The sequence below is a fragment of the Paracidovorax valerianellae genome (assembly GCF_900102625.1).
Taxonomy (GTDB): Bacteria; Pseudomonadota; Gammaproteobacteria; order Burkholderiales; family Burkholderiaceae_C; genus Paracidovorax; species Paracidovorax valerianellae.
This window is the reverse complement of record NZ_FMZC01000004.1, coordinates 306,902-323,729: the sequence shown is the minus strand read 5'-3', so window position 1 is coordinate 323,729 and position 16,828 is coordinate 306,902. Positions and strand designations below refer to the sequence as shown.

Sequence of the window (16,828 nt, the reverse complement as noted above, 5' to 3'; positions counted from 1 at the left end):
ACAGGAATTATGACCCGCGCCCGCTGTGCGGGTTCAGCACCAAACGGTGTCGTTATGTACGGTTTCCGGGCCCAGGGCCATTGCTATGCCGCTGACTTGCACTGACGTTCCAGAGATCGCCCCCGGCGCCGCAACAGGCGGCCCGCTGGCGTCCCATTCGCGCTTTCACCAGAGGCTCCAGCGGCGCTACGCCGACGAGTTTTCGGTGCTGCCGCCCGGCGCCCCCACGCGGGCCACCATGGCCGAAGCGCTGGCCGCCCTGCGCGCCCGCGGGCACGACACCGGCGCGGCCCTGCGCATCCTGCGGCAGGTGGTCATGGAGCGGCTGATGCGCCTCGATTGCGAACAGGGCGCGCCGCTGTCCGACATCACCCGGGCCACCACCGAACTGGCCGAGCTGGCCCTGGATCAGGCCTGCGTGCAGGCCCGCGAAGTGCTCGATGCCCGCCATGGCGCCCCCCGCGGGCCCGACGGCCAGCCGGTGGAGCTGTGGATCGTCGGCATGGGCAAGCTGGGCGCCCGCGAGCTGAACGTCTCCAGCGACATCGACCTCATCTACGTCTACGAGCACGACGGCGAAACCGCCGGCAACGCGGAGGGGCGCGGGCGCATCTCCAACCACGAATATTTCGGCCACGCCGTCAAGGCCATCTACAGCCTGGTGGGCGACACCACCGAGCACGGCTTCGTCTTCCGGGTCGATCTGGCGCTGCGGCCCAACGGCAACTCCGGCCCGGCAGCCGTGTCGCTCGCGGCGCTGGAGGAATACCTGCAGCTGCACGGCCGCGAATGGGAGCGCTTCGCCTGGCTCAAGAGCCGCGTGGTCGCACCGCGCGACCATGTCATCGGCGAGCAGGTGCAGGCGCTGCGCGGAGTGGTGCTGCCCTTCGTGTTCCGCCGCTACCTGGACTACAGCGTGTTCGACGCGCTGCGCTCGCTGCACCGGCAGATCCGCGACCACGCCGCCAAGCGCAGCGCCGGCCACCCCGAGCGCGCCAACGACGTCAAGCTGTCGCGCGGCGGCATCCGCGAGATCGAATTCATCGTGCAATTGCTGCAGGTGGTGCGCGGCGGGCAGTTCCCCGAACTGCGCTGCCGGCCCACGCTGGAGGCGCTGCAGCGGCTCGCCCGCGCCGGCCTCATGCCTCAGGAAACGGCCGACGCGCTGGCCGAGGCGTACACCTTCCTGCGCCAGGTGGAGCACCGCATCCAGTACCTGGACGACCAGCAGACCCACGTGCTGCCCACGCGCGACGACGATCTGGCCTGGATCGCCGAAACCCTGGGCCTGGGCTGCTGCGCCTTCTTGCACCAGCTGGACGCGCACCGCGAACTGGTGGCGCAAGAGTTCGACACGCTGCTGGGCGGTGCCGGCAAGAAGCAATGCGGCAGCGGCGGCTGTGGCGGCCCGCGCGCCGGCGCGCCCGCCGCGCCCGAGCTGGAAACCGTGCTGGAACAGCTGCCCCCCAACGTGCGGGCCCGCGTGTCCGAATGGCGCACCCACCCGCGCGTGCAGGGCCTGAGCGACGAATCGCGCGACCGGCTGCTGCGGCTGGTGCAGCGCACGGCGCGCTGGCTGGCCGACGGCCAGGTGAACGAAGACGCCGTGGTGCGCCTGATCGGCTGGCTCGAATCGCTGCTGCGGCGCGACATCTACCTGGCGCTGCTGCTGGAACGGCCTTCGGTGCATGAACACCTGCTGCACCTGCTGGGCGCCGCGCAATGGCCTGCGCGCTACATGCTGCAGCACCCGGGCGTGATCGACGAGCTGGCCGGCGACGCCCTGCTGTCCGAGCGCTTCGTGCCCGAAGACTTCGAACGCGAGTTGGCCCTGCGCATCGCCTCGCTGCAGTCCACCGGCGAAGACGACGACGAAACCCTGCTGAACCTGCTGCGCCGCGCCCACCACGCCGACACCTTCCGCACCCTGGCGCGCGACGTGGAGCGGCGCATCACCGTCGAACAGGTCGCCGACGACCTCTCGGCCCTGGCCGACAGCGTGCTGCGCGTGACGGCGCAGTGGTGCTGGAGCCGCCTGAAGAACCGCCACCGCGACGTGCCGCAGTTCGCGATCATCGGCTACGGCAAGCTGGGCGGCAAAGAGCTGGGCTACGGCAGCGACCTGGACATCGTCTTCGTGTTCGACGACGACGACGAGCGCGCACCCGAGGTGTATTCGGCCTTCGTGCGCAAGCTGATCAACTGGCTCACCGTGAAGACGGCCGAGGGCGATCTGTTCGAGATCGACACGGCCCTGCGGCCCAACGGCAGTTCCGGCCTGCTGGTGACCAGCTTCACCGCGTACGCCAACTACCAGGAACGCCGCGGCAGCAACACCGCCTGGACCTGGGAACACCAGGCTATGACCCGTGCTCGCTTCCTGCTGGGCACCGAAGACCTGGCACCGCCCGGCGCGCTGCCCCCGGTGCCCGAAGGCAGCAGCCCCGAATCGCTGACCGGCAGCGGCCGCCAACTGCGCGCCCGCTTCGACGCCGTGCGCGAGGCCGTCATCACCGCGCCGCGCGATCCCGCCGCGCTGCGCGAAGAAATCGTCACCATGCGCAACCGCGTGCGCGCGGCCCACCCGGTGCCTGCCGGGCAGTTCGACGTGAAGCACAGCGTGGGCGGCATGGTGGATGTCGAATTCGCCCTGCAGTACCTGGTGCTGTCGCAGTCCGCCACCCATCCCAGCCTGCGCGAGAACCGGGGCAACATCACCCTGCTGCAGCGCGCCGAGGCCGCGGGCTTTCTGCCCGACGGCGTGGGCACCGCTGCCGCCACGGCGTACCGCACGCTGCGCCAGGTGCAGCACCGTGCGCGCCTGAACGAGCAGCCCACGCGCGTCGCCCCCGAAACCTTGCAGACCGAGCGCGCTGCCGTGCTGGCGCTGTGGCAGGCGGTGTTCGCGGCCTGACCAGGCCCCTGGCGGTATTTCCAGGCATTTAGGCCTCCCGCCCTAGGAAATCATGCGGTGACAGCTATCAAAACAATAGCAATTACCTAGGCAACAGCGCAGGCGCGATCGGCGAACAGCAGCCAGGTGGGCAGCGCATGCCTGCCAGCGCTGCGCCGACGCGGGCGCTTGCGCAACGGCCCGCCATACCGCCGAGGGCTGCGGTGTTCGCCATTTCTCCTTTGGAATCAACTACTTGCCGCTACGCACGAATTGCGCATAAGCATGCGCCGATTCATTTGCAGCGCCAACGCGCCGCAAGGTCTTCAATCCACTTTCATCACCCGCCGCGATGGTCGCGCCGGGCACCGAAGGAAAGGTTGAACCTCATGACGCGTCAATACAAAGTGGTAGCGGTTTCCGGCAACGTGCAGCGCCCCTCGCGCACGCTGGTGCTGGTGGAAGAACTGATCGCCGCGCTGAGCGAAGTGCTGCCCATCGAAGCCCGCACCATCGAACTGGGCCCTCTCGCCCCGCAGATCGGCGGTGCGCTGTACCGCAGCCAGTTGCCCGCGGCGGTGGAGGAGCAACTGGCCGCCATCGAATCGGCAGACCTGCTGATCGTGGCCAGCCCGGTGTACCGGGGCTCGTACACGGGCCTGTTCAAGCACCTGTTCGACTTCGTGCACCACGAGGCGCTCATCGACGTGCCCGTGCTGCTCGCCGCCACCGGGGGCAGCGACCGGCACGCACTGGTGATCGACCACCAGCTGCGCCCGCTGTTCAGCTTCTTCCAGGCGCGCACGCTGCCGCTGGGCGTATACGCGTCGGAGCAAGACTTTCAGGGCTATGCCATTGCCAGCGGCGCCCTGCAAGAGCGTATCGCGCTGGCGGCACGCCGCGCCGCGCCGCTGGTCGGGCTGGAAACCGACGCATCGCCCGCCGTGGCGGCAGCAGCCGCTGCGCTGCGCCTGGCGCAGGCCGCCTGAGCCGGCGCGCGACGGCCTGCCTGCCTGCCGCCTCCACGTACTTCGTCACCGCCACCGTCACCGCTTACGGAGCATCGCCATGAGCCAAGCCACGATCCCATCCGCCAACCCCGTCAAGTTCGCCTACTGGGTGCCCAACGTCAGCGGCGGGCTGGTGGTGAGCACCATCGCCCAGCGCACCGACTGGAGCCTGGACTACAACCAGCGGCTGGCACAGGCGGCGGAGAAAGCCGGCTTCGAATACGCGCTGACGCAGATCCGGTTCACGGCCGGCTACGGCGCCGAATACCAGCACGAATCGGTGTCGTTCAGCCAGGCGCTGCTGCATGCCACGACGACGCTGAAGGTGCTCGCAGCCATCCTGCCCGGCCCGTGGAGCCCGGCGGTGGTGGCCAAGCAGATCGCCACCATCGACCACATTTCCGCGGGCCGCATCGGCATCAACGTGGTGAGCGGATGGTTCAAGGGCGAGTTCCAGGCCATCGGCGAGCCGTGGCTGGAGCATGACGAGCGCTATCGGCGGTCCGAAGAATTCATCCGCGCGCTCAAGGGTATCTGGACGCAGGACCATTTCACCTTCAAGGGCGATTTCTACCGCTTCAACGACTACACGCTGAGCCCCAAGCCCGCGCAAAACCCCCATCCGGAAATTTTCCAGGGCGGCAGCTCGCGGGCCGCGCGGGACATGGCGTCTCGCGTGTCGGACTGGTACTTCACCAACGGCAACACCCCCGAAGGCGTGAAGGCGCAGATCGATGACATCCGCACCAAGGCGGCTGCCAACGGCCACCACGTGCGCATCGGTCTCAACGCCTTCGTCATCGCGCGCGACACCGAGGAAGAGGCCCGCGCGGTGCTGCAGGACATCATCGCCCACGCGCACGTGGAAGCCGTGCATGCCTTCGGCGACGCCGCCCGGCAGGCGGGTAAGGCCTCGCCCGAGGGCGAAGGCAACTGGGCGAAGTCCACCTTCGAGGACCTGGTGCAATACAACGATGGCTTTCGCACCAACCTGATCGGTACCCCGCGTCAGATCGCCGAGCGCATCGTCGCGCTGAAGGCAGTGGGTCGCTCGCGCCACGCGAGCGACAGAGATGTCAATGACCGCGAATCGGCTTAGACCGTGCGCATGCCGTTCCCGTGTCAGCGGCGGCAATCGCTGCAAAACCGACCTCCGGGGTGGCGGCTTCAGGCTGCTTGCCGACACTTTTCACGGCCGAGAGGCGGCAGCCGCCGAAACCTGCCGTTCGGTACCCGCTGGGTCGATCGGCTGCTTCGTTCAGAAACCAGCCTCAGCTGCGTGCAAGGCTGCATCTTGCAATTCAACTTAAGTCTTGCACCACTCAACCAATCCACTCCGGATCCAAAAATGGCATCGGCACATTTTCTGCTGATGAATGGACGGTGAAATCGTAGGTCGCTGCCAAAAGTCTTGATCAACCTCCCAGCGTGGGCGACGTTCGGGGTTCAATGACAGCGATATCTGCACACCGCACCCGCCTGGGCAACTCAAACATGCCCATTTTTTGATCCCGCCGTCCACAACCAGCCATAACTCACCTGCCGGAATCTCGGCCTTACCCGGATGTCGAGCCACTCGCTTCACGAGAAAGTTGAAGTCCAGGAGACCGAGGCGGCGCAGCATCAATGCAAAAAAACGCGTCATATAGTCACTCGATCACGCCGAGAAAGGGGTTCACGTCACCACGGCCCCAGGTGGCCTCGGTTCCACAAACAGGGCAGGTTGGAACTGGTCGGCACGTCGTGGAGCGATCCTCCACACGGTCGAATCGGCGAATGCGGTTGTGCGCCATGCCGCCTGGGCCGCGAAAACCGGTCAAACCCTGGACCAGCTCATCCACCGCTGCGCAAGCAATGCTGGTGGTGAACGTGACCACTGCTGGGGCTGGGTCGCCGCCGCCCTCCACATACGCTTCAGCCTTGCGCCGTTCAAACTCTGCGGGATCATTGCGCTGCAGACCTTCTGCTGCAGCACGCTGGGCGCTGATGACGCCAAGACACATCAGGCAAGGGTTGCTTGGTCGGATCGTCGTGACGCGGCCCGTCATGTCATAGTCCACCCCGCTTTTGGCCGACCGCATGCGCAATCCGACGTCGATCACGGGAATCCCGTAGTAGTGGGCAAGCCGATTCAGGGTCAGACGGCCCTGGTTGTCATCGGTACAACCGAAAAGCACGTCGCAAGACCGCAGAACGTCGCGCAGCGATGGATCGCCCACCCACGCGCGCCGGGTGACTACATGGTTGCCCAAGCCGCACGCCTCGATTTCGCGTGCGAGGATGTCCACTTTGGCCAGCTTGGCAGGTACGTCTGCAGCGCGTGAACCGTGGACACGATTGAGGTTGGTCGTGTCGATCGTGTCGTTGTCCATCAACGCCAAGTGACCGACCCCCAGCCGAGTCAGCAGCGAAACCACGGCACTGCCCGTACCACCGCAACCGACTACGCCGACGCGTAGCGCCCGCACGATCGGATTAAATCCTTTGCCGAACAGTGCTGCCTGTCGAGTCAAAAACGCCGTGTCTTCATGCCCAGCATCCTCACGCCAGATCTTGATCTGGCTTCCGACAATGGAGATCGATGAGGCTTGCGTGGATGCCTTAGCCGATGTCCACAGGCGCCCCACGATGGCGTCGTCCTGGCCGAAGACCATGCTAGCAAGCCCCTGTGTGCCCTTGTTGAAGGTGGTGCGCGCCAGCTCAGCTTCGTTGCGGTCGTCCTGGTCGGAGAAGAACGCCTTGGCCCCAGGATGTGTGTGAACCAGCCCAGGAACGAGGTTGCGATGCTGCGCCAAGCCCAGCAGCCGCATGAATCCCTGCGTCGACCACGTCACATGCGTCGAGGAGGACGAAACCATTTCGTCTGACGTGATCGGCACCACCTCGTGCGAGATCAGGCGGAGGCGTGGCTGCTTGGACCACGGGTCTGCTGCGATCTCGGCCTTGCCGAACAGCACATAGGCGGCTGCCTCAGTGCCGTTTTCCCGGTGAAGCAGCGCGCGCAGCGCCGCTTCATGGGATTCAAGCAAGATGATGTCCAGCGCTGCGGCCGACATCACTTGGCCTCCGCTAGTGCGTGCTCGATGCGCTTGATCATCGTGTGCAGGCCATCGACACCCGGCCGCCAGCTGGTGTTGTGGCGAGACCAGCGTTGCCAGTTGCGGCCCATGAAGGCGTGCGGCTGATCCGCACATGTCGGGTAGCGATCAGCAGACACCAGCGTCAACCAGGGGTCGCAGAAGAACATATCCGGTGCCACGTCGGGATAGCCGGGAGGGAGGATCACCAACACGTCGGCCGCAGGGTGGTTGAACTTGCCTTGCGGCAGTTGCATCTGCTTCAACACAACACCCGTGTGCGAGCCGTCACCGACCACTTCCACGGCGAAGCCGTGGCTGTCCAGATAGCGCTGATCGGCCTCCGGCAGCGCCGCGAGTCCTTCCGTCGTGTCACGGATCAGCGTGATGAAGCGCTCGATGCCCGGCTTGCTGAGGTCGAGCAAGTCGGCGTCGCGAATGAGAACATCCTGGCCGCCGCCGCGGACTTCGAGGTAGACGTCATAGGTGTCGGTAGGGACGCCAGCCAACACCTTCAAGATCTTGCCGCTGATCGAGGGCTTACCCCATTCCATTTGGCGATTGTCGATCGTGAACTTGAATGCGCGGTCCGTCTGGAAGATGACGAAACGCTCCGCGCCGAGCTCACGCAAGTCGTAAGTCTCGTCGAGACGCAGATCTTCAAATTCGCCGGATGGCAGGATCGCGTAGATGCTGTAGTCAGCCACCGGGCGAACTCCAGCAGCCTGCAGGATCTGGCGGCCGGTGGGGACCGGATCACTCAGATCCAGGTTGCGCTCGTTGAGCTGTTCATCGGCCACCACGATACGGTAAAGGTGTGCCAGACGAAGGCCACGGCCTTCGCGGATGGCGGCACCGATGTCTTCGAGCGGGATGCGGCTGTCATCGCCAGGATTTTGCGTTTGCATTTGATTGACTTTCTGTCGGCCATCTGCGGGATTGCAGTTTTCTTGGCCTCCACTAAGTCAATCGCGGCCGAAATCCGGACCGGAAAGCTGAATCAAACTTTTTTTATAGTGATCGCGCCAGCCGGGAGGTCACCGCAGATAAAGAAGCTGGGGCACCTCGGGCAAGTGCGCGCCTCTTCCTTTAGAGGGAAGTCGCCAGCGCGGACACGCCTGACGAAATCCTGGGCCTTCTCGCTACGCGTCTTGAGTTTGCGCTCGGTGATCTCCATCGGTTGCGTTGTCTCGCTGGTCAGGTAGGTCACTTCGACCTGGGCCGATCCGCCATACGCCTGCGTGGTCGCGAGGTGGAGCAAGGTGTACTCGATGTCATCGAAGGCATTGGATCTGGGCTTCCCGGTCTTGACGCGCCGAACGACGATTTGCCCGTTGTCGCCACGGGCGACACTATCCGGTCGGACAAGTATTTCGCCTTCCGCCCAGCCGAGCGAGATGGGAGTCGCGGGAGCCGGTACGCCGAGACTGCGGGTCTCAACTACAACATCCACAAGCCGCCGAGCGATGCGGCGGTAGTCTTCCGCATAGCCATGATCGACCGGTCCCTTTGATTGCCATGCCTGGTCGAAGCGTACGCCGAGTTCGGCTTCGGCCGGCATCGTCATTGCATGCACGGTCTTGAGCCAATCGAACACGTTCGAAACAACGTTGTGCATCTTCATGAAGGCCGTCTCCGTGCGGCGGCCTCCAAGTTTCATGACGTGGGTATAGAGAAACCGGCGTGGACATCGTTCGAACAGGTTGACTTGACTGTCGGTCCAGGCCGGCTTCTGCTCCCAAACAATCTGCAGGGCTGACGATGCTCGCAGTCCTGCATGGCGCTGAGCCGGAACCGGTAGTTGGATCAGGTGATGCAGGATGGAGGGCATGAACTTGGAAGGGTTGCGCGTTCTGCCATCCGACTGAACTGACGACGCGTAGAGGAACAATCGATCGCGCGCACGGGAGAGGGCGACGAAGAACAGGCATTCTTCCTCTTCATCGTGCCCGGCCTTCACCGCTTCCAGTCCGGTCATTTCGTCGGAGCCATGAATGAGCCCGTCGGGTGGCACGCAGCGCGGTGCCATGTTGTTGCGCGGCAAGCCCGAGGTCACCATGCCAGGAATATGTACTGTGTGGAACTCGAGCCCCTTGCTGGCATGGATCGTCATCAGGCGGACGGCATCGATGCCGTCGGCAACACCTGGAAAATGGCGCAACCCACGATCTTCCGAAAGTAGGACGAGTCGGCGAATGCGATCAAGGAGGCGCACGCAAGGTGAGCCGGTGCCGGAGGGTTGCTGACGGCAGAAGTTGAGGAACTGCCAAAGTGCCAAGCCCTTCATCCTGCTTCGTGCATCGCCTGCCAGATACAGCGACTTGGCGAGGCCGAGCCGATCTATCACCCATGTGGTCAAGATGCTCCAAGGGTTGCCCGTCGGACTCACCCCATCGAAAAGCATGGCGGCCCGGGCTAGTGCCGTCTTGCTGGCTTCCGCAAATTCCGGTGGCCAGTTTTTATTCAGGCGCCACTCGAGAGGCGCCACTTTGCTTTCGCGCAGGCATTCGATGATCTGCACCACATCCTGCAGCGGCAGTTCGTACGTCGACATCGTGGACACGCGCACCAGTCCAACGGCATAGGGGTCGCTCAGCATCGAGAGCATGGCGAGAAGATCCTTGATCTCCGGTCTCTCAAACAGACTGCCAAGGTGAAGCACAGGGATGCCTCTGGCTTCGAGGCCCTCGGCAATTTCGCTCAGGCGGGCATTGGATGCGCAAAGAAGCGCTTGATGACGGAATGCAGTGCCGCTTTCCTGTTGGTACTTGATCGTGGCAGCTACCGTTGAGATTTCGTCATCGGTTGAGCGCACAACCTTGAACTCTGGCTTGGTGCCCGAAGCCCCGCGGCTTGCATTCAGATGCAATGGCACGGGCCCAGTCGATGCTTTCATGGTGCCGGAGAAGGCAGTAAAGGCATTGATGACCTCTTGTCGAGAACGATAGTTGACGCCGAGTTGGGCGATTTGCGCTCCGGGAAAATCCAAGTTGAATTGAGCCATGTTGGTGGCCGATGCGCCGCGAAACCGGTAGATGGATTGCCGCGCGTCTCCTACCACCCAAAGGTTTCGCCCGTCACCAACAATGGCTTTGAGAAGGCGCACAGACGAGCAGTTGACGTCCTGGTATTCGTCCACCAGCACATGGTTGTGCCGCGCGCGCAAAGCATTTCTCACCTCGGCATCGGTTTCTACCAGTCGCACAGGTTGGGCAACCAGATCGCCGAAGTCGATCAGTTGCCTCGCCGCCATCAGGCGCTCGTAAGTCTCGTAGACCAAGGCAACTTCCATGCACTTCTCGGCGCTCTTCATCGCCTCGGCATCCGGACCGCAACTCTGTGCCATGGCTAGGGCCAATGCCCGGTAGCCGGCGGCATCGACCACTTCGTCCTTGGCGCGTGAAATCGCACTGAGCATGTCACTGAGATCAAGCGCCGGATCCCACAAGTTCCGGAAGTGGCGCAGCGATAGCCGCGGCAGCTCGTCCTCCAGCAGTTCGATGCCTTCGGATCGATCAATGAGACGGGGGTTGGCGGGAAGTCCGAGCTTGTCATGAAAACGGCGCACGATATCCAGGCCGAATGCATGAAACGTACCGATCCACATCGCTGCGGCAGCCCGCGGATTGCGGGCGGCGAGCCGCTCGCATAACTCGTTCGCCGCCTTGTTGGAGAACGTGAGAACAAGGATGGAGATCGGATCCACGCCCTCAGCCAGAAGACTCTCGATGCGCTGCACCAGTGTGCGGGTCTTGCCCGTTCCCGGACCTGCCTGTAACTGAAATGCTGTGTTGCGATGGTTGGCCGCCTCCATCTGGGTAGGGTCAGGGGTGGGCACGACAGCTGCTGCGGTAGGCTCCACGACGGCAGGCGGCTCGTTCGGCAAGAGCAGCGAATCCAGCAGTTGCTGCTGGACCACATGCAAGGGTGCTTCGAGGCGTGTGGCGACATCGGCGGAGGAGCAACCGCAGTCGATGTGGTGGTGCCGCACCATTGAACGCGGCAGCAAGAGCTCGCGCGCAAATAGATCCATCCGGACCTCTCTGCGTTCCCTGGCGCCGTAGTCGAGCACGCTTTCCACGCCGACCGGTGCATCTTCGGCCGAACGGCCGGGTTCGACTTCACCTGTCACCACGTTCTGAGCATCGCCCTCCAAGACGAAATGTCCCAGCTCGTGCGCTATCAAAAAAGCGCGGTCGAATGCCGAACCGATGTCTTCATACAGGATGCACTCGGCTTCACGGTCGAGCACTGCCCGACCGCCTTTCAGTGCCGAGTCACCAGTCGCCAACGCATACACATCGAGATCTCGCCGAGCCGCTTCGCGGTTGACGAGTTCGAGCAGGTTCCATGGATCAACACCGTCCGCGACCGCAGCCTGGTGGATGCGTTCTGCCTCGCGCCGTGCGGCCTCGGTTGCATCCATGATCAGTCTCGCAATGCCTGCAGAGCTTCCTTTTGGCTAGGTGTCAGCTGGGACGTCTCGACCGCTTGATCGAACGGTATCTGGGCGGCCACCTCGGGCTTCACGTTGGATCGAAAACTCAGGCTGGACGCCATGGTGGGCGGGCTACGCAGATAAGCCGAAACAGCATCAGCGGTCGCGCCAAGTTCGGCAGCGAGTTGCCGAACAAAGCGTCGGGGAAAGGTGGCAGCATCGATTGCTCGTTCACGCACGCGAATCAAGAACAAATTGCTGACGTCCAATCTCTTGGCTATTGACTTGAACGCTGTGGGTTGCAACTGCGCAAAGGGGTTGGCGATAGCAGCAGTGCCTTGTACCGACCCCATTGCTGCCTGGAATTGCCGCCAAGCCTGATCAACAACCTGATCTGACGAAACCTGAACCTCGTCGCTGGAATGGGAAGCATCCATCATCATTTCAATGGAGCAATCCACGAGGGCTAGCGAATGTTCCGGGTACTGGTTCAAGTAATGCTCCAGGGTGGCGCAGTCATGCCGGGGCTCAACGGAAAACGCGTGGAGAACCTCTTCTTCGTCGAGTCTGGAATTTTCGGTGTTCATAGTTCGGCTTCCTTTTCAAGGATGGCCTTGAGCGCTTTGCAGGCCCGGGTCTTCCTGTTGCAAACCGTTCGTTCGTCACATTTCAGCATGCTTGCAATTGTCATGATTGGGATTCCCTGCAGAAAGAGACCAACGACCTGATACTGATCCTGGGGTAGATGGTCAATCGCAGCGAATAACACCAACCGGAAAGCAGGATCGTCAATTTTTTTTGGATCGCCGCTCAGAAACTTTTCGAGTGCCGCTTCGACTTCTGCGGAAATCTCAGGACCTTCATCATCTTTGCTACCTAACGGAACCGTCTTGATCTTGCGAGTGGCGGGGCCAATCTTGCGCAGTACAGTAGTTCGAAGCGCAACCATTGCCTTGTCAAAGCGGATCTCGTAGAAGTCGAGCAAACCGGGGTGTGTGTTGCAGTCATTGGTGAGCAGGACGACGAAACGGCTGCGAATCTCATCGCGAATGTCTGCTGCACCGTCCATGCGCGCATCGGGAATCGCTGAGTACAGCGATTGATCAAGCCGCTTCAACAGGATACGAAAGGTTTTCTCGAACTGTCCCTGATCTCCATCGACCCAGGCCCGCCGCAGAAAGTGAAACACGACTTCTGTGGGCACATACTGCGGGTGCTTTCTTGACGCCCCGTCGAACCGCGAAAGCCGAGTCCCTGCGTCGAGCGCGTCAAGCTTCTCGATGCAAGCCTCGATCTCCGGTGGCCGCTCGTAGGGCTTGCCGTCTTTGTCCTTGCGTTTAAGTGCTGCCGGCATTCCTTGACTCCCGTATTCTTCTTTGGTGGATCAGGGTGACTGTGTTCGTTTTAACGAATGCGAATCGGCAACGACACTTGCGGCTGGATCGGCACCAGCGTCTTCGCATAGGCGCGCAGAATTTCGTTGTAGAGGTCGGCATGCTTGGGGGCCTCGACGGTGATGATCAGTGCGTAGCGGATCTTCTCGGCACCGTTGGCCTTATGGCCAGCTTCGCGCGCGTTGTAGTGGATGTCGAAGACCGGGTTCTTGAGGGTGCTGCCGCGCATGTTCTTCGCGCTGTGCAGCACCGTTTCCCATTTGCCCATGTCAGAGCGCCGCTCTTCCTCTGTAGCGTATTTCTTCATGTCGAAGAAGCTTTTGGTGTCGGCGTTGGTCTTGCCGTCCTTGATCTTTTCGTCGCTGGGGCGGAAAACGACTTCCAGGCCTGCGCGCGTGTACGCGGCGGCGTCCTGCGGATCGGTCAGCGAGGCATAGCAGAAGGTCGCCTTGAGTCGAATACTGCCTTTCAGGCCGCCGATGGGCAATGGCAGTGAGGCGCGCAGGTATTTGCCCGGCTTCAACTCTCCCTGGTAAACCACGCGCGCGACCCCTTCAGGGCAGGTGATGATGCTCATCAGGTCTTCGGGCACCTTACCCCAGCCGACTTCGAGCTTGTCGTACGTCGCAGCGTCTGCGGCGTGGACCAGCAGCGCCTTGATCGCCAACGGCGACAACTCGGGTCCGAGGATGGCGCGAATGCCGACCGCGCTGCGCAACAGATACGGAGAAGCGAAGCTGGTGCCCAGCTGCGGTGAGAGCGCCGCTTTCTTTCCCGGTGAGAGCACATGGAAGTAGTTCCCGGCATTGCCACCGAACGCCATCAGGTCAGGTTTGATGACACCCGGGCTGCGGCCAGGGCCGACGGCACTGTACGGTGCACGCGCCCAGGTGGCTTCAGTGTCGTTGGCTGCCCCGACGGCCAACGCGTTGACGCAGTCCGAAGGCACCTGCACGCGGGCATTGCCGGAGGCCCGGTCCATCTGGCCGTTGTTGCCAACGGCCACGGTCATCAAGGTGTCGCCATCGCTCAGCAGGTCGTCGATGACCGACGTCCAGGCGTGTACGTCGGTGTCTTCAATCGGCAGATCAGGGCCGAGGCTGAGGTTGATGAACTGGTACTGCCGTGAGAGCAGCACCTGCTCGACGAAGCCCAAGGTCCGGTACAGCTCCAGCGGGTCTTCCGTATCGGCGTCCTTGTCGAGTACGCGCAGGTGGTCTACATAGGCGAAGGGGCGGCTGGCGGCGCCGTTCGGCTGGATGGGACCGAACAGGAAGGCGGAGCTGACGGCCAAGCCATGCTCCAGGCCCGCCGGATCGTCCTGCGCGTCTTCGTCCAGAACACGGTAAGAGCGCAGCCACGGGCCGATGGCATGTTGCTTAGGCAGGCCGCCGTCGAGGATGGCGACCCTAGGCTCCGACGACAGCGGCTGCTCGGTCGGCAAGCTACAGCCTACCGTTACCTCGCCCGTACGGTGCACGGGCCGCATGCCGCGCAGCTTGGGCACCGGACGGATGACGCGCACGAAGACGAATTCGGCAAGCCGCTCAATGTGGTCGTGCTTGCCTTCGACGGGCACGAACCAAAGGTTGCCCGCTGTGAAACCAAGGTCGCTGTGAACCTTGACTCTCACCTCCTTGGCGTAATTCACGAAGGCCTGCTGGACGAGCAGGCGGCTCTCATCGGGCAGCAGGTGAATACCGACCTCAAAGAAGCGATCCTTGGGGCTGCCATAGTCGGCGATGCGCTCGCGAGGCGTGAAGGCGGAAAACTGCTCGATGTGTGCCAGGTCCAACGCTTCGTCTGACTCGGGTTCGATCTGCCGAGTCCACTTATTGAGATGGCGAAATGCCTGGCGCTTTCCGGCGACGAACAGCTCTGTCGTCGTGCATTCCTGGGGCTCGCCCTTCTTGGTCCAACCGCCAGGTGTCACCTTCACGGTTCGGCTACCGACCGATTCCAGACCCACGGCGCGCAGCATTGCCGTCGGGAAGAAGGACCGGGCGATGTAGCTGGGGTTCATCGTCAGCCGGGCCACCCCAAAATCGCCAGGACAAGCGTTCGAGGGCAATGCGTCGAGGTCCGTCGCGGTCGCCGAGAATTGCGGCGTCAGTCGCTGCGCGGCCTGCGCGAAGGAATAAACCTCCGCTTTGCCTGGCATGCGCTTCGGCCCTTTGATGTCATGCGTCAGCAGCTCGCCGCGCCCGATCAGAAAATTGGTTTGGCTCATGCGTCAGGCTTTCCTTTCGAGGTTTTCTTCGCTGCCACGGGCTGCTCACTGGTGTACTTGCGGATCGTGTCGCGGCTGACGCCGGTGATGTCGGAGATGGTGTGCTGCGACAGGCGGGTCTGCTTGGCCAGCAGGACTGCCAGATCGATGCGGCCTTGGCGTTCCAGAACCAGTGCGCGCGATTTAACGAACTCCTCGATCAGATCGGCGTCCGAGGCCGTGCCTAATGCAACAGCGCGCCGGAAACGCTGAAGATCCCGCTCGATGTCGCTGAACGACTCGCCGTTGAAGGCGAAGGTCAGGATGTCGATCCAGCGGCCGAACAATGCATAGTCGGGGCCGAGAAAGCGCTTGATCGCCTGTTTGACCGTAGGCATTTCCGGCGCCTTGAAGTTGATCACCAAGTCGAAGCGACGCCACAGCGCGGGGTCGATCAGTTCCGCGTGATTCGTAGCCGCTAGCAATAAGCCGGTGGCAGGCCAATCATCGACTTCCTGCAGGATGACCGTGACTAGGCGCTTCAATTCGCCAATGTCGGTGTCGTCGCTGCGGCGTTTGGCGATGGCGTCGATTTCATCGAGCAGCAGCACGCAGGGGCTGCGCTTGGCGAAGTCGAGTGCGGCCCGCAGGTTGCTCCCGCTTCGCCCGAGCAGGCTGCTCATGACGGCGGTCAGGTCGAGTACATACAGCGGCACACCCAGTTGAGACGCCAGCCAGCGCGCGGTCAACGTCTTGCCGACGCCGGGTGGGCCGACGAAGATGGCCGAACGCGTGGGGTTCAGGCCCATCGATGCCAGTCGCTTGGTCTGGCGGCGTTCCTGGATCAACTGGCTCAAGGTTTCTTCCAGGTCCAGAGACAGCAGCGGCTGCTCACGATCAGGGTCGTCCTTGAAGACCTTCAGCAGCGACAACCTTGATTCGTCATCGACCGGAATTGGTTGTACTGGGGAAGCGGGCGGCGCGACCTTGCGCATTGGAGCGCTTGCGCGGGGCGCCTTCGCGCGGAGGTACAGATCCATCTGTTCAGCCAGCTCCGGATCCGTGTTGCGATACTTGCGCACGAGTCGGGCCACGAACAGCCGCACATCCTCCGTCTGCTCTGCAAGTGCAAGCCGAATCAGCTGGGCTAAATCTGATTGGACATCATTCATTTCGTCCAACATGTTTGTAAGTTGTTGATAATAAACAAGAAATAAAATATACAAAGCGGAATAGATGTATTTTCTCACGTTTTTGATGCAAAGGCCGAAAAAGATCGCAAGCGCAGCTGCTCGCGCACCAAAATGGAGAGCCAAGTCCCACGTGGATCAGATCGGATTGAAAGCCCTCCTAGCGCAGTGAACCGCTCCCGGAACAGTTCAGAACGACCACCGAGGTTCGACAGCGTGAGCTCGACCCTTAACGTGCATAGCAGGTTGACGGCGCGACCTGTCGCCTGTCAGGCTGAGTGACCGCAGCGCACCCGACTCCAGTCAATGCAGTTGGCTAGCTTTCAGGTAAGCCGATGACGGCTTGAAATCACGCACCGTGAAGCTGTCTATCGGCCTCGAGCTTCCGCGATCGCTGCACAGCAGCCATAGGCGGTAGAGTTTTTAACGACAACAACGGCCATACCGTCCACCAGCCAATAGCCGTGCATCTGCATTGACAGCCAGGCAGATCCCGAAGTCAAGCCGGAACATCCAGCCTCTCAAGGACGTGCCGCAACGCAGGTGGCCTCAATCCCATCAGCGGCAACTCGTTCAACGCGCACCCCAGCAGCGAATACCCACAACGAATTCCGCAT

Annotated in this window: 10 protein-coding genes and 1 pseudogene; 3 read left to right on the top strand and 8 right to left on the bottom strand. The window is 62.5% G+C overall.

Annotated elements, in window-relative coordinates:
• Positions 1 to 85: 85 nt before the first annotated feature.
• From glnE to sfnG, 3 genes and pseudogenes are all read left to right on the top strand, one after another.
• Positions 86 to 2,914 (top strand): bifunctional [glutamate--ammonia ligase]-adenylyl-L-tyrosine phosphorylase/[glutamate--ammonia-ligase] adenylyltransferase, encoded by a 2,829-nt coding sequence (gene glnE, locus BLT03_RS09195; protein WP_092742637.1) that lies wholly within the window; start codon positions 86 to 88, stop codon positions 2,912 to 2,914.
• A 368-nt stretch (positions 2,915 to 3,282) separates the two neighbouring features.
• Complete coding sequence (msuE, locus tag BLT03_RS09190; protein ID WP_092742636.1) at positions 3,283 to 3,882, top strand: FMN reductase; 600 nt, start codon at positions 3,283 to 3,285, stop codon at positions 3,880 to 3,882.
• Between the two features lie 79 nt (positions 3,883 to 3,961).
• Positions 3,962 to 4,951: pseudogene (sfnG, locus tag BLT03_RS09185) on the top strand (dimethylsulfone monooxygenase SfnG); the annotation flags it as partial.
• Positions 4,952 to 5,209: 258 nt separating this feature from the next.
• On the opposite strand, the gene BLT03_RS24805 reads toward sfnG, so the two are convergent.
• The 8 genes from BLT03_RS24805 to BLT03_RS09145 form a co-directional block, all read right to left on the bottom strand.
• Positions 5,210 to 5,527, bottom strand: coding sequence for a ubiquitination-like system serine protease family protein (locus BLT03_RS24805; RefSeq protein WP_245711317.1), 318 nt, complete (start codon positions 5,525 to 5,527; stop codon positions 5,210 to 5,212).
• Between the two features lie 25 nt (positions 5,528 to 5,552).
• On the bottom strand, positions 5,553 to 6,959 hold the full coding sequence (locus BLT03_RS09175) for a ThiF family adenylyltransferase (protein WP_092742635.1): 1,407 nt from the start codon (positions 6,957 to 6,959) through the stop codon (positions 5,553 to 5,555).
• The gene (locus BLT03_RS09170; protein ID WP_092742633.1) at positions 6,959 to 7,888 is read right to left on the bottom strand and encodes a multiubiquitin domain-containing protein; all 930 of its coding nucleotides are present in this window, start codon (positions 7,886 to 7,888) and stop codon (positions 6,959 to 6,961) included. Before BLT03_RS09170 ends, BLT03_RS09175 begins: the two co-directional genes overlap by 1 nt.
• Positions 7,889 to 7,980: 92 nt before the next feature.
• The gene (locus tag BLT03_RS09165) at positions 7,981 to 11,406 is read right to left on the bottom strand and encodes an ATP-dependent helicase (protein WP_092742632.1); all 3,426 of its coding nucleotides are present in this window, start codon (positions 11,404 to 11,406) and stop codon (positions 7,981 to 7,983) included.
• Between the two features lie 2 nt (positions 11,407 to 11,408).
• Positions 11,409 to 12,005 (bottom strand): hypothetical protein, encoded by a 597-nt coding sequence (locus BLT03_RS09160; protein WP_092742630.1) that lies wholly within the window; start codon positions 12,003 to 12,005, stop codon positions 11,409 to 11,411.
• On the bottom strand, positions 12,002 to 12,772 hold the full coding sequence (locus BLT03_RS09155; RefSeq protein ID WP_092742629.1) for an RNA polymerase sigma factor: 771 nt from the start codon (positions 12,770 to 12,772) through the stop codon (positions 12,002 to 12,004). Before BLT03_RS09155 ends, BLT03_RS09160 begins: the two co-directional genes overlap by 4 nt.
• 50 nt (positions 12,773 to 12,822) lie before the next feature.
• On the bottom strand, positions 12,823 to 15,042 hold the full coding sequence (locus BLT03_RS09150) for a S8 family peptidase (RefSeq protein WP_092742628.1): 2,220 nt from the start codon (positions 15,040 to 15,042) through the stop codon (positions 12,823 to 12,825).
• Positions 15,039 to 16,337 carry an AAA family ATPase gene (locus BLT03_RS09145; protein WP_245711297.1) on the bottom strand — a complete coding sequence of 433 codons (1,299 nt, stop codon included), beginning with the start codon at positions 16,335 to 16,337 and terminating at the stop codon, positions 15,039 to 15,041. The genes BLT03_RS09150 and BLT03_RS09145 overlap by 4 nt, the downstream gene beginning before the upstream one ends.
• Positions 16,338 to 16,828 lie beyond the last annotated feature (491 nt).